Consider the following 24,948-nt stretch of genomic DNA (forward strand, 5'->3'; position numbering starts at 1 on the left):
CATAACTCTTATTGCCAATTGTATTAAATATAATCCAAAACCTTATCTACCTCTTCATTTTCTAAATTAAGAACAGTTATATACTTTTTTTTAATTTTTTCAATTTCACTACTTTTCAATAGATTCTGGTCATATTTATAAATAAGTACCAATTCTATAATATTTTTGTTGCCCATAATCATTGTTTTACTTACGTCATCCCAAATTAAATTTTTCCACGGTTTCGTATTTAAGGTAAAACTTTGTTCCTCAAATTTCTTTATAACATCTTCAATAGGAGTTTTTGTGGTGTGAGTTATTCTATTTACAGCTTTAACAAAGGGTAAAAGACCAATTGGTCGAAATAATAGATTTCCACCAGTTCTTTGATTTCTATATTCAGCAGCTGAATTATCCTCTTCAATTTCCTTTTTAACAAATTCATTAATATTTTCATAATTATTCACCAATGAATTCCAAAAATCAAATGTAAAAGTTTTGAATTGAGCCAATTCTTCATCGGTTGGTCGATACTTTAAATAATCCTGTAATCTCACTTTATCTCTTACTGAAGGATTCTTAAATTTTAAAATTAACCTAAAGGACCTTAGAATTTCTCTATTGCATTCATACAAAGATATAATTGATGTAAATGCATGTCTATCTTCAGGAGGTATTGCTTTATTATGTGTTTTACTAATTCTATTTCCTGCAAACAAACTGTGATTTTCTATTAAATCTCTAGTGACGATAGCTATAGAATCATCTTCATCAAGTGCAATTATATCATCCATTAAAACAGGTTTTGCATATCTGTTTAATGTAGAAAACAATCTTCTAGTTCTTTTTAAGCCTTCTTCATCATTTCTATGACCGACAAAAATAGTTGGAATTTGCATATTCTTTAATTCTGGTTTAGCGATTATTGCAGCCTTAATTCCTTCTACACGATGCTGACCATCGATTGGAAAAATTTTATGTTTATCCGGAAAATCTAGTAATCCAACATTATATGTTTCATTGTTATCATAACTTAATTCCACTTCAATCCAATCAGGGTAAGAATCATAAGCAGCTAAAACTAATGCATTAAAAAAGACTTCCGGTTGATTTAAAATATATTCTTTAATACCTTTAAAGTTATTAGTAATACTTCGCTGAATTAATTCATTTAAATTTTTTGCATTATGTAACTCATTATCTACTCTTGATACGTATTGACTAACTTGTTCAAAAGTTAAATTTGTTGTATAGTAAACCCAATCTCCTATATATCCTCTAATTGCAGGTATCTTCATTTTCAAAATGCTTTTTTAGCCACTCTTATTTCTTGATCCGGAATGACATCATTCATTGGTAATAATAAAGAGTTTATTATTTTTTTCTCTATACTCCTAATATCCTCATTTTCTTCTATTACATAATAAGCTATATTTAAATCTTCAGCCCAATATTTAAACATTTTGGTGATTTTGGGACGTTCATTACTTTTAATAAATTTTTGGAAATACTCCTTGATTCTTTTTCTCAAATTTTGATTTTCTGTAAATTGGGCACGACCTATATAAAGTGGCATTTCTGTTATACCAATTATTGTTTGACAGTTTAAATAAAATAAATAAAGTCCCCCTTTATTATCAGGTATATTGTTTATATTATCGTTTAAATCATTATTTAAAACATTTAAATACTTAGTTTTCTGCCAATTGGCAAAATTTAAATCAAAATCTTCAATATCCCACTTTTTCCAAAGTTCATTTGATAAATTAAATGACAGCTTTCTTAATTCCAAACGTTCGCTTAAGTCAAATGCCGAATCTAACATAAATTACCTTTTTATTACCTCAACCAAATAATCGTCCGGACTATCAAATTTCCTCTCCAATCCAGGAGTTTGTCTAATTTCTAAAATATGCTTTGCTCCTCCTTCTGCATACTCACTAATAATAGTCAATAATTTACGCGAGTTTAAGATATCCTTAGCTTCTTTGGCTTGAATTTTTCCGATGGCCATAAGTAATAATGTATTCGCTACCGAATCAGATCCATTTGTAATCATTTGATATTGGAAAGAAGATTGATGAGGTAAATCTGCTCCTTCTTCTCTTTTATCGTTGACAAACCCAATTATTGCAGCCCAAGCATAAACTTGCCAATACTTTGAAAAGAATTTATCATCTTGCTTTCTCAAAGATTCTTGCTTTCTAGCAAACATGTCTCTAATTTGCTCTACGTAATTTCCGTAATGCACATTACGTTTATTAATTTCAGTAAATATCTTTTCCATTACTTTACTGTGTTTATATAGGTTTTTTTATTGGTTCTAGAATCAACACCGGATTTATCTATTAAATCATTATTCAATTCGTAATATTTACTAATATTTGCTTTTTTAATGAATTGTTCTCTTTCTGTTCCTTTTAACTTATTATAATCCTTCGACATAATAAGAATTTGATCAAAAGAGTTTGAGAGATTTTCAGTTAAGGATAACGTATTATCATCATCAAATTGAGAAGTTGGAGCATCGGCTAATAATGGAAACGAACGGTTCATTTTCTTGGCACTTAAAGATAAAAAAGCATTTGCGACTGCTAACTTTTGAGCAGTCAATTCCGCAGTATTTAAGTTTGACAATGCTCTTTCAGTTATTTTATCAATGATACGAACTCCCCTATCAATCTCAATTTCTCCCTGCGTTTTACCTCCTAAATACTTCGTATAAAGGCTATTACTTTCTATCTTAATTTCATTAATCAGATTATCTAAGGCTTCTGATTTCAACTCACTTAACGCCTTATGAATAACGGTTATATACTTTTGTGCTTCTACTTCCGAAATACTCTCTCCATCTTGCACTGATATAAAGGTTGATTTTTTATTCTCTAAATCAGCAAGTTCTCGTTCCACAAATGCATAATCCGAATCATAACCTTGAATTCGACGTTCAATACTTTCTTTACTATTTTGAAGACTACGAATTTTATTTAATATCTTTTCCGCATTTTCCGAACCCAAAGTTATTTCTGTAGCATTTGTTATTCCTGACTCTGTATATAAATTATCCCTTAAGGTAAGTGCTTTCTTTCTTTGAGCGATTAATTTACTCATATCAGCATCATATTTAGTAACCTCATCTGCTATTTCAGGTAATTCATTCAATAAATTACGCTTTGCCTTATTAAGTTCGGTTACATTGTCTGAAAGTATTTTTTGTAGTTGGTTATTTCTAAAATCCTCCATACGACTTTGCAATGCAACAAAAGCAGGAGAATTTTCTTCAACCTCTCTTTCGCAGATATAACAAATGTGATCATCTAACATTTTCTGGACATATTCTGGTCCTGGTAATGTTATAGGTACAGGATTCTCTGTTTTTTGCTGTTTCTTAACTTCTGATGCTAACAAATCTAAATTATTTTTAGAAGCTTTAACGAGTAAGTCACATTTGTTTAACATCCATTTAGAAATAAAAGCTTCTTTCCCAAAATGATTTAAACTTTCTATTTTATCATTTATGCTACGAATTTCATACTCATATTTAGTAAGTTTAGTTTTCAATTCAGAGTACTTCCCTACCCCTTTAATTTTCTCTTCTTCTTTATAAATTGATTCTTTTATATTTTCTAACTCATGAAAAGCATCACTTTTTTTATCTTTTAAAGAGTTGAGTTTATTCTTCGAATATTCTATTGATCGAAGTATTTTCTCTTGATCCTCAGATAATTTTTTAGTCTTTTTTACTTCTTTATCGATTTTATCACTAATACTTCCCACCGATTTTTTAGTAACATTGACCAAATTTTCATAAATTGGAAAGTACGATATTTCATTTATAGCATATTTCAATGTAGCAGGGTTACTGAAATCATATAATTCATCAACTGTCTCACCTTGAAACCACATGAACTTCCGAATACTAACAGGAAAAATCTTATCTATAAACCATTTATGTTCTCCTTTATCTAGGAAAAATGTTTCACCATCCTTAACATACCAAATTGATAATTCGGGGGATGATATCATCATTATTTCACTATCTACTTTCTTGTAAAAAACCTCTTTATCAAAATGATATTCAACCAAATCATTTTTTGCCTCTTCATTTTCATGAAACTCGGCAGTAAGTGTTATTTTTACGCTAGCTCTAATAGATGTGTCATTTTCGGACGTTTGCACAACATAATCTGGCAAAACATTTGTTTTAGATGCGTTTTTCCACTCTTTTTTAGTTGTATCAAACTCTTTGTCAACATAAATATTGTTAAAAAAAGTCCAGTGAAAGGCATTGAACAAATGTGATTTTCCTCCAGAATTTTTAGCTGATATAATATTTAAGCCTTTATCAAACTCAAATACATTTTCTCCTACATAACAAAAGAAATTATTAATTTCTACTCTATTAATTATCATTCTTCTGAGATTTAAAATAGTTAATCAAATAATTTTCAAACTCTGTTCTTGACTTATCAACCATATCAACATCGGATTTATATTTCAACAATATATCAAAAGCTTTTTTTAAGACATTTACATCTAAGGATTTTTCATCAATCACTTTTCTATACTCATCCCTTTGAAGAATTTCACTGAATTCATCTCGTAAAGAATCATTTAATGATTTCATATTATTTATAATTATTTAGTTCATTATTGGCTAATTCATATATATCTATGTCCAAATCATAACAAAGACTTTCAAGCCCTTTCAAGGATTCATCTTTATTTTCACTTAACACAGCAAAGTTTACTAATCTTCTTAATTCTGAAAGAAATATATTCTTCTCCATTCTTAATAATGATTCGTCAGTATTGGTATGGTCAATAGTTGGTTTTACAATTAAATCATAAATTATTGCAAATTGCTTATCTTTATGCATTCTTAATACACGACCTCTACGTTGTATATATTGTCGAGGATTTCCAGTGGATGAACAAAAAATAGCAAACTTCGTTTGTGGAACATCGACACCTTCATCTAAACACTTCATAGCTAAAAGTGCATCCAATTTACCTTCCTTAAACTGCGTTAAAATTTGGTCTCTATTTTTTGTTTCCCCTGTAAACTTGGCCATTTTCAACTGAAAATGATTGTATAACTCCGTAATATAATTATCAATTAACTTACTTGTTTCATTTTCTTCATCATCAGAAATTCTATCATCTTTTAAAGCATCAATTTCTACACCCTCTGGAACATAAATAAATGCTTTGGTAAAGTTTTCTCTACCTATTTCATTTACAACTAACAATAAAGAGTTTAACTTATTAGATGCTTTATGAATAATATTCTTTCTTTTAATCAAAAGATTGTTTACATAATCTGACTCTCTATATTTACCTGTTTCTGGGTCAATATACTTAACTAATTCTTTTGATATTTTCAGATAACGTTCTTGTTCTTCAAGCTCTAGATTTACAATTATTGGATGGTAATAATATCTACAAAGAATTCCATTTTCTATTGCAGTTTTCATATTATACTCAAATGTATAAACATCATCAGAACATGAAAAATACTCATTTAATGTTTTATTTCCAATTTCATCAAATTGTCTCTCTGGAGTTGCAGAAAGTCCTATCCTTCTAGAAATAAAGTTGGGAATAACTTTTAAAAATCCGGCAGAACCAAAATTATGAGCTTCATCTGCAACTAAAGTAATAATATCAAAATCATTGTTAAAATACTCTTTCAACATGTTTTGAAATTTATTGCCTTTAAAAGTAGCATAAGTTGTAATAATCCCATAATTTGTAGACCGACCAAAAACTAGACTTTTGCCTACTTGAAACAAATCATCCTCCCATCTAGAATTTTCACTACAACATAAAACTATATTTTGGTAATTGAATTTTATACTAGCTTCTTCCACCCATTGTTTAGCTAATGCAGTAGTAGGTACAAGTATTAGAAATTTATAAAAATTATTTATTCTATATTCTTGAAGTATACAATTTAAAGAAGTTAAAGTTTTCCCTGTACCTGTTGCCATCGCAAAAAGACCTTTGTAATCATTTCCGACCCAATTTTCATAGGCTTGCATTTGATAATCTCTTGGGCCTTCTTTAAATGGAAATCTTGGTGCTGATTCTAATTCCTCTATTTGTTCATCTAATTTCTCATCCAATTCTTGATAAATAGGTAGACCGGAGATTTTTTCGACTTTAGTTAATAGCTTTTTTTCATTCACTAAAAGTTCATCCATTTCCTTATCTCCAAAATTTGAAGTAATCTCCGTTTTTATTTCTTCTATACTTAAATAATTCAAAACGTCTTGTCGTTTGCCTTCTATAGTAGCTGAAATTCGTTTTGCTTTCTCTGAAACTCTATCATCATTCCCCTCAATCCAACTTGGAAAACATTCTAATGATTCTAAGTTTTCAGTCAGTCCATAGGCTGTAAAATTTTGTGAACCTGAAAATGCAATTTTATCAACTCCATCTGAATAAACTCCTTCTTTATAATGAGATATTCCATTTCCTTCTTTTGGTGTTATTATTACAAATTCAATTCTATTATTAGAAATTAACCATGCTAGACATTCAAAAAAATGAGTATTATATTCAGAGAATTTAGCTTTAAGTTCTTTTAAATTTGTTACGTCAATCAAATCAATTGGGAGATTTTTCTCAAGTCCCTTCTCAAAAACATCTCTATCATTTTTTGATAAAATAATATTGATAGCTAACCTAATCTTGCCATTTCTATGAATAAAAGATGCAAAGCCGATAGATAATAATCTAATTGCACCTGAGCTAAAATAGCCTAATAGAAGATCTAAAGACTTAGAATTCATTAAACACTCTAAATGAAATCTGAAAGGGTCAAATTCATCTTTAGAGGTATAAGTATATGATTTAGGTATATTTAGGTCTTTAAGCATTTATAACTTTTTTCAAAAATTCATCTATTTCAATTATAGTGTTTGATGTATTAAAAGATAACCTTATACATTCATTACAATCTTTGTCTGATAAACCCATTGCTTTTAATACGTGTGAGCCTTCTATAATTCTTGATGTGCAAGCAGATCCGTTACTTACAGCAAAATCATCTGATGATTCTACAAAGATAGATGCGTCAAATTCTTTGATCTTAAGATTGATAATGTTAAACAGTCTAGAATCCCCATCTCCAATTAACTTAATATTATCCATTTCATCGATTGAATCCATTATATGATTGAATAATGTTTTATAATAACTTTGGTATTCAAGAAGATTATTTTTTGCTATTTCGCAAGCTTTAGCTAAGCCAACAATCAATGGTATATTATATGTACCCGCCCTATTATTATTTTCTTGTGCCCCTCCATGAATTAATGGTGTTAAATTTATTCCATTTTTCACATACAAAAAACCGATCCCTTTAGGCCCATCAATTTTATGAGCGCTCATACAAAGCATGTCTATTCCTAACTTATTAACATCTATGGCAACTTTACCGATAGCTTGAGTGGCATCGCAAAAAAACTTAATATTGTATTTATGAGCAATATCTCCTATAGCTTTAATATCTTGAATCACTCCTGTTTCATTATTTGCAAACATTATTGCAATCAATGCTGTTTCAGACTTAATAGCACGTTCTAATTCTTTTAAATCAATTAATCCATTAGAATTAACGTCCAAATACGATACTTCAACTCCTTTCGTTTCTAAATATTCGCATGTTTTGAGGACAGCTGTGTGTTCGGTTTTACATGTAATGATATGATTACCCTTTTCGAAATTTTCTTCTAGATATCCCTTTAAAACGTAGTTGATACTCTCTGTCGAACCAGAGGTGAAAATTATTTCATCTCTTGAAGCATTTATCAAATCGGCACATACCCCTCTAGAATCATCTAAGGCAGCCTTAGCCCGCCTGCCCCCTCTATGATTACTTGATGCATTAAAGTAAAATTCATTAAAAAAAGGAATCATTTCTTTTAAAACTTCTTCACGAATTTTAGTCGTAGAAGCATTATCCAAATATTTCCATGGCCTAATATTATTCTTCACTTTTAATTAAAAAAAATATAAAAAATTAATAACTTTTATAAGTTAGTATTCACTTATAAAGTTACTAAGATTCTGTGCTATTCTATAATTTGTAAAAATTTTAAAATAGCGAAACTTGGAGACCGCTTTTTATATATTGGACCAGAAATATAATTTTTAATACTACTCGTTGAAAAGCAAGATTGTGTTTGTAATACATCTAATAAGGAGATAAAGTCCTTTTTAAAAACAATTTCCTCTTCTTGTCCATTTCTATCATTACCCAAAAAACCAATACTTTGTTCATTAGCAGTAACTACCTCATATATCTTTTTTCCTGAAATAGAGGGGATTTGATTAGGTTTTAAAGTTTTCAATAAAACAATAATTTGGCCCCAAATCTCATTTGAATTCTTTCTTGCAAATTCTTCGTTAAATCGATATTTCATATTTAAATTTTTATATAACAATACAATCTCTTAAAATGTATTTTAATTGTTTCCTAGATTTAAGTTCACTCTTTTTCAAACGACTAACAATTACTATCCCACCATAGAACGTAAAGCTTTTCTCACTTTCATAATTAACCTCCCAAAGTTTTGAAGAATCTGGGTTAGAACAAATAGCACCTTCTAAAACTCTAATGTATTCAATCCGTCGTGTTAAAATTTCGTCCTCAAATAATAAAATACTATCCGAAAAAGATTTTATAAAAAGGAATAAATCTTTTGGACTTGCAAATGTTGGAGCTAAAATTAAGTTATCTTGCAATTCGGATTTCAATTGTTTCAATATTTGCTCTTTCTCATCTAATAGTCCCTCACTGATCACAAAAGGATAATATCTTTTAGATTTTCCTTCAAGTTCCTGTTTTAAAAAATTATACTTTTCTTGTAATGTAATAGTTATGTGACCGCTCATTTAATATCAATTTTAACAAAACTCATTATCTATTATTTTCAATTCGATAGCTCCAAGCATATCAAGAAAATGAATAAATTCCATAAAATTATTTAATATCTTAAGTTCATTTTTACGGTTATCCGTAAAAATTAGCTCATTAATAATCTGATAACAATATAATTCCTCACCATAGGATTAACTATCAATTTCATTGTCAATTAGTCATGCTCTCATCCTAATCCTAACACATTTACCCCCCAATTCCCCAACCTTAATTAAACCTAAAAAAGCCCATCACTTTATGAGCTTCTATATATCCTCCATTACTTCCCTTCTCCCCTAACCTCATTGCTTCTCTAACTTCCACGCTTGCCCCCTAGCCATTCAAAATAGGACATTCTTTAGCAATTTCTGCATCGTCCTCTTTATTTGCAGCACTGGCAACTATAAATCCATTTACAGACTCCTTATTCACCGTATACGGGTTATCTTCAACCACATTATCGGGTCTCAGAACTTTTCCTTCGTTCATAATATGCAAACCGCCATCGGCTAGTTGACCTTTTTTGGAAATACTATTGATCCATTTCATCCAGTCCTGCATGTAGCGATCCATTTGTTCTTTTGTAGGTTTCATTTCGGGAGATACTATATCAACCTTCCCCCAACCCTTCCTTAAAAACCTGCTTTTTCACCTTATTTCGGGACAAATTACCCCTTTAACCGTCTTCCTTATAAAACATGCCGTATGAAAAAAATCTTCCCGTTATTGACTTTGGTGCTTGGGCTCCAGGCTGTGCAGGCTCAGGAGTTTGTTGACGAGGATGCTTTATTCATGAAGATTGTCCGTCAGGTAAACGCCCAGGATTTTGATATCCAATCATTGGAAGGTTTCACCAAGACAGCTTATATCAACAGGGAAAATAAAACCATTAGTATTCAGACAAAACCAGCGGAGACGAAGGTCTTGACCCCTGCTGAGCTGTACAAAAAGAACAAGCCGCACGTGTACCGTTTTATCCGGCTGTTTAAGAATGAAGGCATTGATAGGCTGATGGTGGAAAATGTCGCTACGGCATTTCCCATTTCCGAGGATGGTTATTTCGTGATGAACTACCACATGGTGGAATTGGTGAACGCGGGTTCTGGTGATCCGGAAACGGCAGTAAAAGATAAACAATATATACTGGCAGATTACGATGGAAATATCCTGGCCATGGATTCCATTGTCAGTTACAACGAGCTTGCCGATGTGGCCATCGTGAAAGCGAATACAAAAGGTAAAAAGATCTATGCATTCCCTTTGGGTAAGGATTTGGAGACGGGTGATAACGTACATGTTATTGCCCATCCCAAAGCCTATTTGTACAATTACTCTACCGGTGTCGTGACGCGTATGACGCAGCACAACAACGACATCTACTCCCGCAAAATGGAGATCTCCGCAGATTATGCTGCCGGATCGAGTGGCGGGCCAATCTTTGACGACGCCGGAAACATCGTCGGCATTGTCTCCCTCACGCAATCCTTCTATTACAACCAAAAGGAACAGCGCAGTTTACAGATGGTGATCAAGCAATCTGTACCCGTATCCGTAATCAAAGCCTTTATTAAATAGTAGTTAGTGAAAATCAAAAGCCTTACGAAATTAATCATAAGGCTTTTTTTTTTAAACTAAAAAACTAACAACAAGCATTTCTTATTCTAGGATTTCCGCGAGCTTTTTCTCGAGGTCCTCTCCTCTTAGATTGACACCGATAATCTTACCCTCTGGATCGACCAGGAAATTGGACGGTACGGCTTTGATACCGTAATCCATGGATACTTCATTTTTCCATCCTTTCAGGTCCGACACGTTTATCCACTCCAATTTATCATCTGCAATGGCCTTAATCCAACTTTCACGTTGAGTATCGAGGGAAATCCCTACGATCTCAAAATTCTTATCCTTATACTTATGGTACGCTTTGACCACATTCGGATTTTCCTTTCTGCAGGGCACACACCAGGAGGCCCAGAAATCGATCAGCACATACTTACCTTTTATGGACGAGAACTGGAATGGTTTGCCATCAACATCCTCTTGGGTAAAATCAGGCGCTATTCCGCCCTCCTTTACAGCTTCACTTTCGATCAGTTTAGCGATCTCCAATCCCTTTGGTGTATTGCGGATTTCAGCAGACAGCGCCTCATACAAGGCTTTCCATTTCGCATAATCTGGGCGCTCCTTATCCAAGTAGCCTTTGAGGAATTGCAGACTCAGGGTGTTATCCGGATTGTTTTGGATAAATTCATATTCCGCATCTTCATAAATGCTTTCATTGGTTCCATATTGTTCCTTCAATCCCTCTTCCAACGCCACCAATTGATCCCTCAATTCTTCAATCTTCTTAACCTCGGCTTCATATTCTGGAGTCTTTAAAACCGATTTCTTTTCTTCGATATCCTTCTTGAAATCGATATATTTCTGTGCCGGTGCATCTCCGGCTACCAACATTGCCTTTTTTCCCTGTGTGGCATCAATGGTGTTGCGCCCGGGGTTGAGGTAAAACCAAAACTCGTCGGCACCTTTTGTTCCAGCACTATCGCCAAAGAAATAAAGCCCTGCATAGGAAGCACCGGTGATATTCCCTTTCAGTGCAAAAGCCCCATTTCGTACAGCGGTCGAGTCCTCCACCATTTCATCTGTGTCGAAATCATAGTACATCAACTTAATGGTTTTTGTGGTGCTTGGCACTTTCCCATCTATGGTGAATGGCCTTGCCGTCTGGGCTATTGCTCCCTGCAAAAGGCCGAATAAACCGAGCCCTCCCAGGGTTATTATTTTTGTGAACTTCATATCCTATATTTTTATTGGACAGCTACCCCAAGGGAAACTGCTTTATCAATCTTGTATAAATCCTTTGAGGTCAGGCTTGGCCTTGTGCCTTCTCCCTCGTTGATCAGCGAATAATGGTACAATGAACCCTTCTTCGCCTGTGAACTTGCCCCATTATAGGTTGCAATTCCAATATTTTTTAACGTTCTGTGGGCATCGTCATCAAAATTCCAGCTTACGATATCTCCGGTCCCATCATCAGGAAGGGTAATAAATTCGCGGGCAATAATCGACGTCGGTGTCATTCTGTAGATTGTTCTACCGACTGCAAAATAGAATGCACTGGTCCAGCGGTGATATTTCGGTTGAACAGCCTTATCGATATTTGCAATGGTACCACCTGCAACCAACTCCACTTTCTGTGGATAGTAACGGTTGTCCTCATAATTCAGTACTGCGGAAGTCTGGTAACAGGATACGGCGGATCCATTGCGCACAAGCATATAGAATGTGTAATCATTCGACCCCGAAACCATATTTCCGCCTGATGTCACGTAGGAATACCCAGGCAGCTCATCGGTTGCCAGATCAAGGTTCGGTTTTAAAAACTGATTGCGAATGCGACCATTGTAAGATAATACCATAATCCGTTTGGACAAGTGATCAAATCCCATCAATAGGGTTCCTCTAGAATTATTGTAATCTGCTGCGACGTAATCCTCTTTTCCAAAATCATATTTGAAAGTCGGATCGCTCACTGCATTTTCTTTCACGAAACCTTGATTGAGATGGCGTACCTGTCCTTTTTCGGTTATGAAGGCCTCTCCTGTTTCTGAATTCCAGAACGGTTTAACGGATGTAATGACTAAATTGCCACCATCCAAACCATTTCCAGCGCCAGCAAGCGAACGAACTGGTGAAAGCGTATTCAAATTGAATTGGTAGAATACATTTTCACCCTGTGCAGTATAGGTATACAGCCCGGAATATTTACGGTTAACATAGATCGGTTTGAGCTCAATGGGATGACTGCCCAAGGTGATCTCCTGGTCAATACCAAAGTGCTCCACGAGGTTAGGCTCCGACTGCGGATTCAATGAGGAGCGGAAATAGGTCTTTGTATTGTTCGCAGCATCAGCCGTTAGTATAAAGAATCCCTTGGATATGGAAGCAGACAGGTTGATCTTAAACGCTGTCATATAATCCAATCCGTTGGTTGGGTCTTTGGCATACAGGATAATCTGATTCTCCCCAGACCGTAGGTTATCTGCATTGAATTTGGCAGCACCGCCCTTGGCGATGGTGTCCTCATTCAAAATCCAGTTGTACTGCACCTGTTTGGGGTCGAATGTTGGTAGTGTTCCAGTTGCTTTCATTTCCAGCGTTAGGGTTTCACCATACATCAAATCGTAATTCTTGGCACTGATAGACTCCCCTGCTGTATCCGTAACGGTCATCAGGTTCACGTCCGTATATTCATAGTTACCGGTATCTTTCGAGCAGGAGCTGAAACAGAGCAGTGCAAATATAAAGGGAATGATATATTGTTTCATTGGTTCTTCTTTATGGTAATAAAATTCTAGGTTTACTTGAATCGCCATTCGGGTAGACCACATTTTCCTGGAAGTATTTCTTCAACTTCAGGATGTGGTGGTACAAGATTGGATAGTCCTCAGGAAGGTTCGGAATATAGGTTGGCATATTCCCCCAATAGAGGTACGGTTTATTGGTTACTGGACTCAGTGTTGGATCCGCTCCTTCCACGTAGGTATAGATCCATTGCTGGTATACTTCCGGGTAATACGGCCCCATATAATCCGTATAGCGTGACCACCAACTCGGTTCGCTCAACATATTGCTTACGGTCAGCTGAAAGGATGTTGCCTTGTTATGGCCAACCTTAAAATTCTCATTCTCCACAATATCCAAGACCAAAATAAATTTCTTGGTTTTCATGGCTTCAATTTTCTTCACCTGTACGAATACGGAATCCTTGACACGGCCTTTCCGGTAGATAAAAGGGTCAAATGTATAGGCATCCTTGGGTAAGGTCGTCAATTCCTGGTTGACCGCAACGGTATAGTTGAGGTCCTGTTCCGGCATTTTACCGGCCATGGCAATCGGGATGCCCACTTTCTTTACGTTCGTTTCCTGTTCCTCTAACGCAAAGGAATATTCCGATGTGCCAAGATAATTGATATCATAGGTCAGCGCAGTGGTATCGGTTTGTGAAAAATTCAAGTACCGCTGGTTCAGATCAAAAGTCGTGATGTCCTGATTTTCCTTACAGCTCGTGAAGAGTGCCAACAGAAGGCATATATAGAATGAATTTCGCATGGTCTTATCGATTATAAATTTGTTCATTTCTAGGAATAGGCAATTTGAAAATATCCAGACTTGGCGGAACGACCTTTCCTATCTTATAAATTTCATGGAATCTCCGTTTGTAATGCGAGAATAGAAATCCTTCGCCAATGTATTCCCTACGGATTTCATCCATGAATGCATTTGCAATTTCCCGTGGACTTTCCAATTCCAAAGCGCCCATTTCTCTGCGGAGTCTGACTTCATTCAAGAGTTCCAGGGCTTCGGTCGGGTTCGACTGGAGCTTGGACTCCATCGCGATGAAATACATCTCAGGCAGCGCGATCAATTGGATCTCAAAGACGTTGTAGTTTTGATTTTCTACATCGCTCTGTGCAACTTTAAACTTGGAGAAAGTATCGGAGTATTCATCGATACCCCAATTGATGCGGATATCGTATTCATCACCTGTACCGTTGTAGTATAATGGATAAAGGAAGTTATCCAACTGCATGACATAGTCGTAACTTAGAAAGTTCCTGTTGTATTTGCTCAAGGCATCGTTATCATATACCGCAAAGATGTTCTCACTGGAGAAGCGGTAATCAGGAGTCGATTCCCAGAACGTATAGGGATCCACAAACTTTACCGCCTTGGTTTCATTGAGTTCCTTGATTACCTCCATGGCTCGATCATAAGCCTTGTTATTATCACCTTCCCACTGCGATTTACGTGCTAGCAGGGCTTTTACAGCGTAGTAATTCATACGGATACCACGTCTGTCAAACAACGCGTAGTATTCACCAAGAGGCGAATCTTCCTTGCTTCCGGCGCGCCCTACCACTTGGATGGGATCCTCTTTCAATAGGGAAAGTGCCTTTTGCAGATCTTCTTCAATAAACGCTAAGGCCTCTTTAGCCGTGCTGAACTTCTGTGCTTCCTTTCCCGCTGTTCTGTATACGGGAATAGCTGTTTTATCCAGCCCCTCCTGCTTGATCACGGGACCAAAAAGTTTGAGGACTTCCAAATGGAGGAATGCACGCAGGCCATAAGCCTCGCCGGCAATGATATTGTAATTTGCCTGATTCTCCAGGGTTGGCAGGTTCTTGATAATAAGATTTGTCTGGTGGATGGCATTGTACAAACCGGACCACAGGGCATTGATATCCTGCTCAACACCGATAACGGAATAATTGAAATTATCGATCGCTCGGGCATTGACATCATTTCCGGACAATTGCCAATAGCCTACCAATTTATCCATCAGTCCATATTTCAATTCTTCGCCGTACAATGTAGACTCCGTCAGATCTTTATATACCGCATTCAGGGCTTTGGTAAACCCATTTTCAGTTTTGAAGATTTCTTCTTCGTAGGTATTCTCATCAGGGCGAACATCCAAGAATTTATTACAGCCAGCACATAGCAACAACAACAGTACCGGGATGATTATCGTGATTTTTTTCATTTCTTTAGGTTTAATAGACAACGGAAATTCCAAAGTTGAAGGTTCGCGCGTATGGATAATCTGTACCTCTTTCCATGCGAATGGTGCTGAATCGGAACAGATCATTCATGGAGAAATTCAGGCGAGCGCGCTGCAGCTTTAACTTGGATACGAAATCCTGATTCACTTCATAATTTAAATTCAGGGCCGCTAACCTGAAGGTATTTTCCTTCTGGATAAAGCGGCTGCTCAATTGCGTCAGGCGCTGATCGTCAATCGCCTTGAACATCGCTTCATCCCCCGGCTGCTTCCAACGGTCTGTCAGGACCCTGCGATCCGCATTGAACGCCGGATTGCTGTTCTCGACCTTATCGATCAACGTTTGGTTGTATTGGTTCTGACCCAATACATAATGCATCTGCGCCTGTAGGGAAAGTCCTTTGTAATTGATAATCGTTCCAATCATACCTTCCAGTTTCGGATCTGTATTTGCCAGCACCTGAATCTCACTGGTAGACCAATCGTAAGTAACCTGTCCATTTCTGGTCATGTACAATTCCCGTCCCGACATCGGGTCGATACCCAGGGAAACCATACCCTTGATGTTGTTCAGCGATTGTCCTTCTTCATAATAAGGGGTCTGTGGAATATACCCGAAACCGTAATCGTTATTGTTCTGATCGTTCAGTTTTTTCAATGCATCGGACACTTTGGTCAGCTTATTGAAATTGCGTACGCCACTGGCATTGATATACCAAGAAAAGCCACTGTTTGGATTGGAATAGGCTTGTACATTCACATACCCTTCATAACCTGTATTATGTACTTCCCCCAAGTTTTCAAAGTAAGAATCCTGTTCCAGACCAACGGATGGAGCAATGGTAATTTCCGATACCATATCCGTTGTTTTCTTGTTGTAATGATTAAAGCGGAAGTTCAATCTGTCACCCCACAAGGTACCTTCCACCCCCAAACTCAAAGAATAGATTTTTGGCCACTTCAGGAAGGCATTTCCTTCGGATAAATAATTAATCCCCGGCAATTTGAAATACAGACCTGCTGTTCTTGTTTCATAAGCAGTCGCCGTCATGCGTGGGCTGAATGAATCCGCACCGCTCAGTCCGTAGTTACCAAAAACACGAAGCATGCTGACCACGGAATTCTCCAGGAATTTCTCTTTATGTAGATTGTATGCAGCACCCGCACTCCAGAATCCGGTATAGCGGTTTTCGCGTCCAAAGGTGGATGAACCATCCACACGGTAATTCCCCTCAAGGACCAATCGATCATCGTAAATATAGGTTCCGGACAATAGCGCTCCGAATAGCCTATTTACTGTAGATGCATATGATGGACGGGTATCAGCAGCGTATTTGTTCGCCATATTCGGTGTGATGATCTCATCATCCACAAATCCTGTGGCAATGTAGGAGGTGGATGATCCACTGATCGCTTTGACTTCGGTATTCCCCAATAGATTGATGACATGCTTGCCAAAGGTTTTCCCATAATTCAACCGCAATGCACCAAAATATTCCATGGCATCTCCACTGGAGAAAGTATACCGTCCTTTGTTCTCAATCAAAGGAGTGGTATAAAAGGAACTGTGGCGCGGAGAAAGGAAGCTCTCCCCTTTTTCAAAGGTCTTTGAAATTACCCCGGTTGCATTGATTCGGAATGTAGGCGTAATAAACACTTCAACATTCAGGTTGTTGCTGATATTGGTGGTATTCGCATAATCCTTGAATGGAAGGCTGGCATCGAACAGTGGGTTGTAGCGTAGGTAATTGTTATCATTCAATTCTGTAGCAAAATCCTCGTTGTACACGCGGATTAGATTCCCACTCGCGTCATGAATTCTGAAATAAGGGTTCATCCCCGCATAGGTCGACAGACTACCATAAGGAGAACCGTTCGCGCGGGAATTGATCAGATTGGCTACGTTTCTGAAAGTAATTTTATCTGCCAGACGATAGAAGAGCGTGAAACCGGCACCGGCACGGGTTCTTCCCGATTCTTTTATTGCCCCTTTGGTATCACCGTAATTTCCATCGATACTGTAGCGGACCTGCTCGTTTCCACCTTCCACACGCAGGGCATGGGTAAACGAGGTGGTCGTCTGTACGGGCTGATACAACCAGTCCGTATTCACACCGGATGCAACATCCAGGTATTTTTCGGAATAGAATTTACGCAACTTTTCCTGCTCCGGAATATAACTTGCATTATAGACGCCGGCTAAAAGTTCGTATTCCAACTTCTCTGCGGCATTCATTAAGTTATAATCGGAAAGATCAACAACCGTAGTGGAAGGCTGCAAGGAATACGATATGGTGAACTTCCCTTGTTTGGGAAGGCGCGTTTCGATGACGAGGACCCCATTCGCACCGCGGGAACCGTATAAGGCCGTAGCGGCAGCATCCTTCAATAAAGTGATGGATTCGATACGGTTCACGTCCAAATCATACAGCCTTTGTAGATCGACTTGAAAACCATCCATCAGGATCAAAGGAGAGTTCAAGGCATACTTTGCGCGGACATCCACATCGGATCCTGAAACCATATTCTGTCCGCGGACCTTGATGTCCGGCAGCACATTGGGATTGGACCCTTGGTTGTTGTTCTCTGCAATCTTAAAGGCTGGATCAATGGTCTGAATAATGGAGAATATATTTCTGTTGTTGTATTTTTCCAAATCCTTGCGGGTTATGGTTGTAGACGCACCGGTGAAAGATTCCTTTTTACGGGAACCATAACCTGTGACTACGGTTTCCTCGATCCGATTCTCGATCCGACGCAGCTGCAAATTCAGGTGGTTCTTACCGAACAACATTTCTGAACGCGGTTCGAATCCGATCATGGTCACTTGGATTTCACTATCCGGGAAAACCTCCAGGGAATAAGATCCATCCTCCGCCGTTACGCTGGCGAGGTTATTGGAGCGTTTTACACGGATAGTCGCTCCTTCCAAGGGCTTTCCCTCGTCATCCGTAATATTACCGACCAAGGTATAGCGAGATTGCTGTTGCCTGTCAGAGGTTCGCTGTGCCGGTGTGCGGCGACCTGCCTTCGGACGGATCAGGATGGTTTTGTCCGATAGGATAAGGTCAAATTCCTGACTCTCGGAAATCTTCTTCAGCACATCCTCAAGGGGTGCATTCTGCAGGTTGATGGTCACAGGCTTAGCCTTTTTGATCAAATCCATATCCCACAGGTAATCATAGCCCGTCTGCTTTTTGATCTTTTCGATGACCTGTTGCAAAGGTGTACCATTTTCACGGACAGTTAGCGTCTGAGCCGATAGGGACATGCTGCACATCATCACAAAACACAAGATTAGCACGTGTTTGACGGAAAATTTAAGCAAAAGCCTCCCTATGGAACAAAAACCTGTCCCACTGATGCGTTCTAAATTCATTTAAATAATTTTTAAGGTTGTATGGTATCTATATAAATTCGGTTCTCTTCAATAGTGTAATTTATTTTCAAAACTTGACCGATCAAGTTCAATACTTGCTTTATACTTTTCTGTCTGGATATGCGCCCAAAGAGCCGCCTTTTCTTCAGCCCCTCCTCTATCGAAAAGGAAACATCATACCATTCGGATAATTTTGCACAGGTTTCTTCCAGGTTCATCGACGAGAAATCAAAGTAGCCATCTTTCCAATCGACAATTTGTTCTGGATTATCGAAACTAAAAACATTCCCATTAAAACCCTGTCCAGGTTGTAATTGGATCGGAAATTTCATCTTTTGCTTCTCCCCAAGTTCAGAAGAAAATTCGCCGATGGCGACGCGTCCTTCCAACAATGAGGTTACTGTACGTTTAGTTTTCGCATTGACATTAAACTTCGTTCCCAATACGGCGATGGTCTGCCCATTTGAGCGAACGTAGAATGGGCGTTTGCTATCCTTTTCAATTTCAAAATATGCTTCCCCTTCCATACGTACTTCCCGTTGATCAGCAGCAAAAGCGATAGGATACCGGATTTCCGATTTTGAGTTTATCCAGATATGCGAACCATCCGCGAGCACCACATTGGCAGTTCCCGCTCCTTTGGTCCGAATGGTATTGTAAATCGGTGCATTGCCCGCTTGGTCGGTGATATAAATAATTTCACCCGATGTATTTTTACTGATCAAATAGCCATTCGCCTTCAGCGTATCTCCCTCCTTGATTTTGGACAATTCCACTTCGGAATTATCTTCCAATACAATAACGGCATTGGCTCCAGATGGTGGTAGGATATCCTGATCTACAGGAGTATCTTGTTTATCCAATTTATAAATGGTAAAAAATCCGACAAGTAATAGTATGGACGCAGCAGCGGTAAGATACCAGGTATTGAATCGCCTTACTTTCGGCTCCTCCAACTGTTTCAGGATCTTTTCATCCAATTTGGATACGACCTCGTCCACCTCTTCCTGTTTGGTTTTGGCGTTGGTTTCCTTCGTATAATAGTCAAACCAGGCATCGATCAGTTCATTTTCTGATGCTGAGGTCTGCCCGTGCAGATACCGGTTCCATATGTCTTTATTTATTTTCAACTGGCTATTTTAATGAAGGCACAAAATTGGATTACTAATTAGAAGACGGCTAAGTCCGGAAATTGTCCCCTAAAAAAAGAAAATTGCTGAGAGCACCTTGATCTTCCCCTGTAAATCCTTGATTATTAAACTGTACTTATTTCGCACGGTTTTCTCTGAAAGGTGCAAAATATCCGCAATTTCCTGGTTGCTGTATCCATCCATTCTCAATTTTAGGATTTCTTTTTCATTGGGATTGTATTTTTCGATCAAGCGGTTCAATTCGTTGAGGAACTGCTTCTCACGGATACTGTAATCGGTCTGCTCAAAGATATGTTCGCCAAAGAAGGCTAGGGAATCCAAATATTTCTTTTCATTCACCTGGTGGGCAATGAAATCAACGATCCTATTTCGAAGCGATTTATAGATATATGATTTGAATAGGGTATTGATCTTAATTTCAGACCGATTCACCCAAAGTTTTGTGAACAGATCGTGAATGATATCTTCAACCTCTTCAGCATCTAATTTGTTCAAGGCAAAATCAACAAGGGGTCGTTTATACCGATTATATAGCGTGACAAAGGCCTGTTCGTTATTTTGTATTACAAAATCGAATAATTCTTCATCTGAATATATAAGATAATTAGTCGGCATGTTATTGATTCATCTGCAAAATAGGAAACTTTATCGTAAGAAGTATTTTTGCATGAAACATTATCCCCTTTTAAAGTTATTCGCAAATAAAAAGAAAAAATGGATGATTTCAGCTATGGAATTGCAAAACCAATTGCTACAATTAACTTTTCTTTGAAAATAGCATAGCCCTCTTGCTTTGGGGTTAATGGAAGAAGATAGCAGACCAAAAGTTAAGGATATAAGTTTATGACATCTGCACCGATGCTAAGCAAGCAAGGCAGTTTTGAACTGCTGGACTAAGGGAAGTGTCCATGCTTGTGTGTTTGTATTTTCATAAATCACGGACTGCCCTGTGGTGTGTAATAGTTCTTGCTGCATATATATGGAATTGGCAATTAGTCGAACCTCATCAAAATGTATCGCATTATTTATTGCATTCGCTAGCCCTACGGTAAAGTTCAGTTCTCGTGTGTAATCATCCACAAAATGACCGCCTTTACTCCTTCTTGCATGTACACGCAATTCGCTTTCCTTTAGAGAAGAAAGCACAAAATAAAATAGATGAATAGCAAATCCCGCATTTTTAAACTCCAAGAAGGAATCGATTTCATCTTCAAATAAAAAATTCGTTTCAATTAGAATGGATTTCTTTTTCGCCATGGCATCTGCTTTTAACTGACCAATGCGTTCATTGGCGATATAGGAATTGCCAGCTTGTTGCGCAATCAGATCTGGATTGATGATGACGGTATCCGCTGGTGTAAGATCTGCTGAAAAAGTACTCTTGCCAGCACCATTGCCACCAGCAAATACATAAAGGATAGGCTTTTTCATCAGTTTAATTTTAGGGCATCCTCAATTTTTATGACAGTTTCCTCACCCTGCCAAATCCGAACCAATTCATTGATACTGCAACGTTTCGGATCGTAATAAAAATTCAATGTGCCGTTCTCAATCGTCTCTTGAAGAAGTTCCGCAGTTCTCTCCCTCAGTATTGCGTCAATAGATTTATCCATATGCTTAAGTTATGGATTTAGGATTCAAACAACAACATTATGCCATAAAATAAGCAGCTATTTTTTTAATTTTAAGCTATCAAAATCCACATTTTAGGAAGAAACGCTTTATGGAGGCAGACCATTTACCAAATATTGAACTGAAGACCTCTGGACAGGTAGGTCGGGCATTCCTGAATTTAGGTTTAACGACTTACCATGAAGCTTGTAGGTTTATTCAGTATTTGCCATACAGAAGGCCAGTTGATCAAACTACACCTATCGCTATACTTCATGAGCATTGCGGCACCTGCAGTTCAAAACATGCTGTTCTGAAACTTTTAGCTGATGAACTTGCTGTAGAGGAAATACGGCTTTACATCGGGGTCTTTAAAATGGATGGGGTCAATACACCCAAAATAAAGGAAAGACTCCGTGAATATGGATTAGCATATCTACCTGAGGCGCATACCTACCTACGCTATATGGATAAAATTTTTGATTTTACAAATCCTAAATCTTCTCCGGAAGATTTTGAAAACGATCTGCTCGTTGAAAGGGAAATCCAACCCGGCGATATTTATAGGGAAAAAGTAAAATTCCATCAAGAATTTCTAAGCAACTGGTTAGCGACGAATCCAGATGGGGGCTACTCATTGGAAGAGCTCTGGACCATAAGAGAAAAATGCATTGCCGATCTTTCAAAGTAAATTTCACAGACGAACAGTTCACATGAACAGAAAGAGCGAAGTTTTCACTTCGCCCTTTCTTCAGTTTTTTTCTTTTTATTCTGCCTTTGAATTTAAATTGGTATCCGCAATGGATGTCAATTTTTCATCGCAGGCCTTTTCTTCATCGAGTGTTTTTAAGAGGATCTTCAACGCATCTTTATGTCCGAGAACTTTAGCAAACGCGGCCAAGGTGCCGTATGTAGCAATTTCATAATGTTCCACCTTTTGTGCTGCTGCAATAATGCCTGCATCGCGCACTGCTCCTGCCTCGGTTTCTTCAATAATGCCGTCCCCTTCTTCCAATAAACCCGCCATTGCATCACATTTTTCAGCCTTTGCCTTTTCTCCAATGGCTTCAAAAACTTGTTCCAGACGAGCAACATGCTCTTCCGTTTCCTTCAGATGTGAGGTAATTGCAGATTTCAGTTCTTTTGAGGTTGCATTTTTCTCCATTTTTGGCAAAGCCTTCACCAAAGCTTTCTCTGCCCAATAGATGTCTTTCAATCCATCCTCAAATAACTCCTGCAAATCTTTTGCAGCTCCAGATTTTGCAGCTACTTTGGTTCCCTTTGTCATTTCCTTAGTCGTTTCTTTTTTTGTGTTTTCCATGATAATGCTTTTTAATTGAAGTTCACCTACTGAACACCCAATAATCAACTTCGTTGGAAATTTCTTTTGATCATCTATCTTGCGCCAAATTTTCCTAACCAAGTGTCCTATTTCTGCACAATACTGGCCCAGAAATGAGAGCGACTATTAGCAAGTGGGCGATGGGAATAAAAAGCAATTGGTACAACCTAAAACAGAGACTAAAAAGTCTCTGTTCTTTAGGCATCCGCTGTTCTGCATGCCATGTGGATTATTTCATTGTTCCTTTAGAAGGCGATCGTCTTATCCAGCTTCAAAGCATTCGCATCTACCAATGCGAACTTGACCTTGCCTGCTTCCAGCACAAAAAACACATGTTCATTGTACTTCGTGGTCTTACCTCCTACGGTGACTGTTCCGCGCTCATTTATCGGGATATCGATGAGTGAGATTCCAGCACCATCGGTTTTATTCATATATTTCTGAACCGGTTTGCCATTCAATGCAACTTGCTGTTCGATATTTTTGATGATGGCCTCTGACCATAATTGGGAGGTTCCATAATAATACACCGATCGGTCAGCCACGGCAGAAGTTCCCTTTCTAACCCGTAGTACGAGTTTGGCAACATCGGGCGTATAAGTACCATTTGCTGGTTCAGAATTGATAATTCCAATTTGATAATTTGGTTTCCCTTCTGTGATTTGAACTTTTAAAGAGCTAATGGACTGCTTATCCAAAGTTGGTGTGATACTGTAATAATCATCAGACAGTAACTTCTTACGCAGGGTAACAACATATAAGGTTTTGCCCACATATTCGCTCACATTAAATACCAGGGAATCCTTTTGCGTACGATCAGCCTTTAAGTTCAGCGATTTCAACGGAGAAAATTTAGACCACGTACTGAACGGTGTCTCGCTGATAAAAACTTTAGAATCCGTAAATCGGAATAGGTTAATCCCAAAATTGTAAACGGCTAATTTATGGGACGCATTTTTAAGGTCTTCACCATCTCCATCCTTTGAACATGAAGCAAAGAGGGTTACCATCCCCAGGAGGAACAGCATAAAAGAGTACTTTTTCATAAATATTATCAATAGTTAATTTTTCACTTGGCTAACGACAAATTAAGTGCCAATAAAAACAATTTAACCATAAACAAATTAGATGTTTAAACAGGTAAAATTTATCTTTAATTTACAGCTGGAAAAATCACCTTTCTTCCCTGATTTTTATATATTTATTCATCTAAATAAACCGTATGCCACATCTACAGGAAACCGCCGAATGCCTAAATTGCGAATTCAATTTCAAAGGGAATTATTGCCCCAATTGTGGACAATCTTCCCATGAACACCGAATTGATGCGCATTATTTTCTACATGATATCCCCCACTCCGTTTTCCATGTCGATAAAGGATTTTTCTACACCTTGAAGTGTCTCTTCACAAAACCGGGCGTAATGATTAAGGATTACCTAGATGGCAAACGGGTACCCTATTTCCGTCCCTTTGCCTTTGTTCTGATCATGACAACCATCTGTTCCTTGATCATCAAAGGAATACACTTATGGATCGATAAAATCCAACCTGCTGCACATGCCGATCAACTGATCGGACACGGATTCCTCGGAAAATATTTCAGTGTATTCATCTTTCTTATGATTCCGATTACAAGCTTGATTACCTGGCTAACGTTTTATAGGAATAAGTATAACTTCTGGGAGCATTTTCTAGCCAACACGTACATCGCAGCACAACTGAATATCATTCTGCTATTGGTGAATGTGTTGAACCTACTTATCGTAGCTTTCCAGATCCACTTTTCTAAAGACGGGGTCAACCTATTCCTGACACTTTTTATGGTTCCATTTTTATTTCTTTTCGGTAGCATTTTTGGCTTTTTAATGATGCAGGAAAAACGGTCCAGATTGTGGGTGGTGATTTCCAAGATCATTGCCATGAATTTTGTGCTGGCATCCCTTTACATTTCCCTGATGAATGCTTTTGATATCATCAACCTATAGAATAT

Annotated in this window: 23 protein-coding genes; 3 read left to right on the forward strand and 20 right to left on the reverse strand. The window is 37.5% G+C overall.

Going from position 1 to position 24,948, the window contains the following annotated elements; translation table 11 throughout:
* Nucleotides 1-23 precede the first annotated feature (23 nt).
* The 10 genes from G6N79_RS13995 to G6N79_RS14040 all read right to left on the reverse strand — a co-directional run bounded on the left by G6N79_RS13995 (nt 24) and on the right by G6N79_RS14040 (nt 9,502).
* Nucleotides 24-1,277, reverse strand: coding sequence for a DNA sulfur modification protein DndB (locus G6N79_RS13995; RefSeq protein WP_103905135.1), 1,254 nt, complete (start codon nt 1,275-1,277; stop codon nt 24-26).
* Nucleotides 1,278-1,279: 2 nt separating this feature from the next.
* Complete coding sequence (locus G6N79_RS14000; RefSeq protein WP_103905134.1) at nt 1,280-1,804, reverse strand: GIY-YIG nuclease family protein; 525 nt, start codon at nt 1,802-1,804, stop codon at nt 1,280-1,282.
* Nucleotides 1,805-1,807: 3 nt separating this feature from the next.
* Nucleotides 1,808-2,266 carry a hypothetical protein gene (locus G6N79_RS14005; RefSeq protein ID WP_103905133.1) on the reverse strand — a complete coding sequence of 153 codons (459 nt, stop codon included), beginning with the start codon at nt 2,264-2,266 and terminating at the stop codon, nt 1,808-1,810.
* Nucleotides 2,266-4,392 (reverse strand): hypothetical protein, encoded by a 2,127-nt coding sequence (locus G6N79_RS14010; protein ID WP_103905132.1) that lies wholly within the window; start codon nt 4,390-4,392, stop codon nt 2,266-2,268. The genes G6N79_RS14005 and G6N79_RS14010 overlap by 1 nt, the downstream gene beginning before the upstream one ends.
* Nucleotides 4,382-4,606 (reverse strand): hypothetical protein, encoded by a 225-nt coding sequence (locus G6N79_RS14015; protein ID WP_103905131.1) that lies wholly within the window; start codon nt 4,604-4,606, stop codon nt 4,382-4,384. The genes G6N79_RS14010 and G6N79_RS14015 overlap by 11 nt, the downstream gene beginning before the upstream one ends.
* Nucleotide 4,607: 1 nt before the next feature.
* Nucleotides 4,608-6,863 (reverse strand): DEAD/DEAH box helicase family protein, encoded by a 2,256-nt coding sequence (locus tag G6N79_RS14020; RefSeq protein WP_103905130.1) that lies wholly within the window; start codon nt 6,861-6,863, stop codon nt 4,608-4,610.
* The gene (locus G6N79_RS14025; protein WP_200818754.1) at nt 6,856-7,983 is read right to left on the reverse strand and encodes a cysteine desulfurase family protein; all 1,128 of its coding nucleotides are present in this window, start codon (nt 7,981-7,983) and stop codon (nt 6,856-6,858) included. Before G6N79_RS14025 ends, G6N79_RS14020 begins: the two co-directional genes overlap by 8 nt.
* 77 nt (nt 7,984-8,060) lie before the next feature.
* Complete coding sequence (locus G6N79_RS14030; protein ID WP_103905129.1) at nt 8,061-8,411, reverse strand: hypothetical protein; 351 nt, start codon at nt 8,409-8,411, stop codon at nt 8,061-8,063.
* A 10-nt stretch (nt 8,412-8,421) separates the two neighbouring features.
* Nucleotides 8,422-8,883, reverse strand: a complete 462-nt coding sequence (locus tag G6N79_RS14035) for a hypothetical protein (RefSeq protein ID WP_103905128.1) — start codon at nt 8,881-8,883, stop codon at nt 8,422-8,424.
* A 358-nt stretch (nt 8,884-9,241) separates the two neighbouring features.
* A complete protein-coding gene (locus G6N79_RS14040; RefSeq protein ID WP_103905127.1) occupies nt 9,242-9,502 on the reverse strand; it encodes a YciI family protein in 261 nt (86 codons plus the stop codon).
* Nucleotides 9,503-9,613: 111 nt separating this feature from the next.
* Here G6N79_RS14040 and G6N79_RS14045 point away from each other — a divergent pair, with 111 nt between their 5' ends.
* The gene (locus G6N79_RS14045) at nt 9,614-10,483 is read left to right on the forward strand and encodes a S1 family peptidase (protein WP_103905126.1); all 870 of its coding nucleotides are present in this window, start codon (nt 9,614-9,616) and stop codon (nt 10,481-10,483) included.
* An 81-nt stretch (nt 10,484-10,564) separates the two neighbouring features.
* Here the strand turns inward: G6N79_RS14045 and G6N79_RS14050 are convergent, their stop codons facing one another.
* From G6N79_RS14050 to G6N79_RS14085, 8 genes are all read right to left on the reverse strand, one after another.
* Nucleotides 10,565-11,704, reverse strand: coding sequence for a TlpA disulfide reductase family protein (locus tag G6N79_RS14050; RefSeq protein WP_103905125.1), 1,140 nt, complete (start codon nt 11,702-11,704; stop codon nt 10,565-10,567).
* A gap of 11 nt (nt 11,705-11,715) precedes the next feature.
* Nucleotides 11,716-13,236: a PKD-like family lipoprotein gene (locus tag G6N79_RS14055; protein WP_160003620.1), complete on the reverse strand. Its 1,521-nt coding sequence runs from the start codon at nt 13,234-13,236 to the stop codon at nt 11,716-11,718.
* A gap of 10 nt (nt 13,237-13,246) precedes the next feature.
* A complete protein-coding gene (locus G6N79_RS14060) occupies nt 13,247-14,047 on the reverse strand; it encodes a DUF4843 domain-containing protein (RefSeq protein WP_103905123.1) in 801 nt (266 codons plus the stop codon).
* Complete coding sequence (locus tag G6N79_RS14065) at nt 14,025-15,455, reverse strand: RagB/SusD family nutrient uptake outer membrane protein (RefSeq protein ID WP_160003618.1); 1,431 nt, start codon at nt 15,453-15,455, stop codon at nt 14,025-14,027. The genes G6N79_RS14060 and G6N79_RS14065 overlap by 23 nt, the downstream gene beginning before the upstream one ends.
* 10 nt (nt 15,456-15,465) lie before the next feature.
* Nucleotides 15,466-18,777 (reverse strand): SusC/RagA family TonB-linked outer membrane protein, encoded by a 3,312-nt coding sequence (locus G6N79_RS14070; RefSeq protein ID WP_160003615.1) that lies wholly within the window; start codon nt 18,775-18,777, stop codon nt 15,466-15,468.
* An 86-nt stretch (nt 18,778-18,863) separates the two neighbouring features.
* A complete protein-coding gene (locus tag G6N79_RS14075) occupies nt 18,864-19,982 on the reverse strand; it encodes a FecR family protein (protein WP_103905120.1) in 1,119 nt (372 codons plus the stop codon).
* 69 nt (nt 19,983-20,051) lie between these two features.
* Complete coding sequence (locus G6N79_RS14080) at nt 20,052-20,618, reverse strand: RNA polymerase sigma factor (RefSeq protein ID WP_103905119.1); 567 nt, start codon at nt 20,616-20,618, stop codon at nt 20,052-20,054.
* Between the two features lie 246 nt (nt 20,619-20,864).
* Complete coding sequence (locus G6N79_RS14085) at nt 20,865-21,434, reverse strand: zeta toxin family protein (protein ID WP_103905118.1); 570 nt, start codon at nt 21,432-21,434, stop codon at nt 20,865-20,867.
* Nucleotides 21,435-21,726: 292 nt separating this feature from the next.
* On the opposite strand from G6N79_RS14085, the gene G6N79_RS14090 reads away from it, so the two are divergent.
* Nucleotides 21,727-22,305: a hypothetical protein gene (locus G6N79_RS14090; RefSeq protein ID WP_103905116.1), complete on the forward strand. Its 579-nt coding sequence runs from the start codon at nt 21,727-21,729 to the stop codon at nt 22,303-22,305.
* Between the two features lie 75 nt (nt 22,306-22,380).
* Here G6N79_RS14090 and G6N79_RS14095 read toward each other — a convergent pair whose 3' ends face one another.
* Together G6N79_RS14095 and G6N79_RS14100 are read right to left on the reverse strand one after the other, a co-directional pair.
* Entirely contained in the window at nt 22,381-22,935 is a 555-nt protein-coding gene (locus G6N79_RS14095; RefSeq protein WP_103905382.1) for a YciE/YciF ferroxidase family protein, read from the reverse strand.
* A 266-nt stretch (nt 22,936-23,201) separates the two neighbouring features.
* On the reverse strand, nt 23,202-24,002 hold the full coding sequence (locus tag G6N79_RS14100; protein WP_146060568.1) for a hypothetical protein: 801 nt from the start codon (nt 24,000-24,002) through the stop codon (nt 23,202-23,204).
* A gap of 176 nt (nt 24,003-24,178) precedes the next feature.
* Between G6N79_RS14100 and G6N79_RS14105 the strand changes: the two genes are divergently transcribed.
* Entirely contained in the window at nt 24,179-24,943 is a 765-nt protein-coding gene (locus G6N79_RS14105) for a DUF3667 domain-containing protein (protein ID WP_103905114.1), read from the forward strand.
* Nucleotides 24,944-24,948: the final 5 nt, after the last annotated feature.

Origin of the sequence: Sphingobacterium lactis (assembly GCF_011046555.1) — a bacterium.
Classification (GTDB): Bacteria; Bacteroidota; Bacteroidia; order Sphingobacteriales; family Sphingobacteriaceae; genus Sphingobacterium; species Sphingobacterium lactis.

What these genes read in the sequence shown, in the direction of transcription:
- G6N79_RS14100 (WP_146060568.1), bottom strand. Translation starts at nt 24,002, where the DNA reads ATGAAAAAGTACTCTTTTATGCTGTTCCTCCTGGGGATGGTAACCCTC.
- G6N79_RS14010 (WP_103905132.1), bottom strand. Translation starts at nt 4,392, where the DNA reads ATGATAATTAATAGAGTAGAAATTAATAATTTCTTTTGTTATGTAGGA.
- G6N79_RS14095 (WP_103905382.1), bottom strand. Translation starts at nt 22,935, where the DNA reads ATGGAAAACACAAAAAAAGAAACGACTAAGGAAATGACAAAGGGAACC.
- G6N79_RS13995 (WP_103905135.1), bottom strand. Translation starts at nt 1,277, where the DNA reads ATGAAGATACCTGCAATTAGAGGATATATAGGAGATTGGGTTTACTAT.
- G6N79_RS14085 (WP_103905118.1), bottom strand. Translation starts at nt 21,434, where the DNA reads ATGAAAAAGCCTATCCTTTATGTATTTGCTGGTGGCAATGGTGCTGGC.
- G6N79_RS14055 (WP_160003620.1), bottom strand. Translation starts at nt 13,236, where the DNA reads ATGAAACAATATATCATTCCCTTTATATTTGCACTGCTCTGTTTCAGC.
- G6N79_RS14005 (WP_103905133.1), bottom strand. Translation starts at nt 2,266, where the DNA reads ATGGAAAAGATATTTACTGAAATTAATAAACGTAATGTGCATTACGGA.
- G6N79_RS14040 (WP_103905127.1), bottom strand. Translation starts at nt 9,502, where the DNA reads ATGAAACCTACAAAAGAACAAATGGATCGCTACATGCAGGACTGGATG.
- G6N79_RS14060 (WP_103905123.1), bottom strand. Translation starts at nt 14,047, where the DNA reads ATGAACAAATTTATAATCGATAAGACCATGCGAAATTCATTCTATATA.
- G6N79_RS14050 (WP_103905125.1), bottom strand. Translation starts at nt 11,704, where the DNA reads ATGAAGTTCACAAAAATAATAACCCTGGGAGGGCTCGGTTTATTCGGC.
- G6N79_RS14030 (WP_103905129.1), bottom strand. Translation starts at nt 8,411, where the DNA reads ATGAAATATCGATTTAACGAAGAATTTGCAAGAAAGAATTCAAATGAG.
- G6N79_RS14045 (WP_103905126.1), top strand. Translation starts at nt 9,614, where the DNA reads ATGAAAAAAATCTTCCCGTTATTGACTTTGGTGCTTGGGCTCCAGGCT.
- G6N79_RS14080 (WP_103905119.1), bottom strand. Translation starts at nt 20,618, where the DNA reads ATGCCGACTAATTATCTTATATATTCAGATGAAGAATTATTCGATTTT.
- G6N79_RS14015 (WP_103905131.1), bottom strand. Translation starts at nt 4,606, where the DNA reads ATGAAATCATTAAATGATTCTTTACGAGATGAATTCAGTGAAATTCTT.
- G6N79_RS14020 (WP_103905130.1), bottom strand. Translation starts at nt 6,863, where the DNA reads ATGCTTAAAGACCTAAATATACCTAAATCATATACTTATACCTCTAAA.
- G6N79_RS14065 (WP_160003618.1), bottom strand. Translation starts at nt 15,455, where the DNA reads ATGAAAAAAATCACGATAATCATCCCGGTACTGTTGTTGTTGCTATGT.
- G6N79_RS14105 (WP_103905114.1), top strand. Translation starts at nt 24,179, where the DNA reads ATGCCACATCTACAGGAAACCGCCGAATGCCTAAATTGCGAATTCAAT.
- G6N79_RS14090 (WP_103905116.1), top strand. Translation starts at nt 21,727, where the DNA reads ATGGAGGCAGACCATTTACCAAATATTGAACTGAAGACCTCTGGACAG.
- G6N79_RS14035 (WP_103905128.1), bottom strand. Translation starts at nt 8,883, where the DNA reads ATGAGCGGTCACATAACTATTACATTACAAGAAAAGTATAATTTTTTA.
- G6N79_RS14000 (WP_103905134.1), bottom strand. Translation starts at nt 1,804, where the DNA reads ATGTTAGATTCGGCATTTGACTTAAGCGAACGTTTGGAATTAAGAAAG.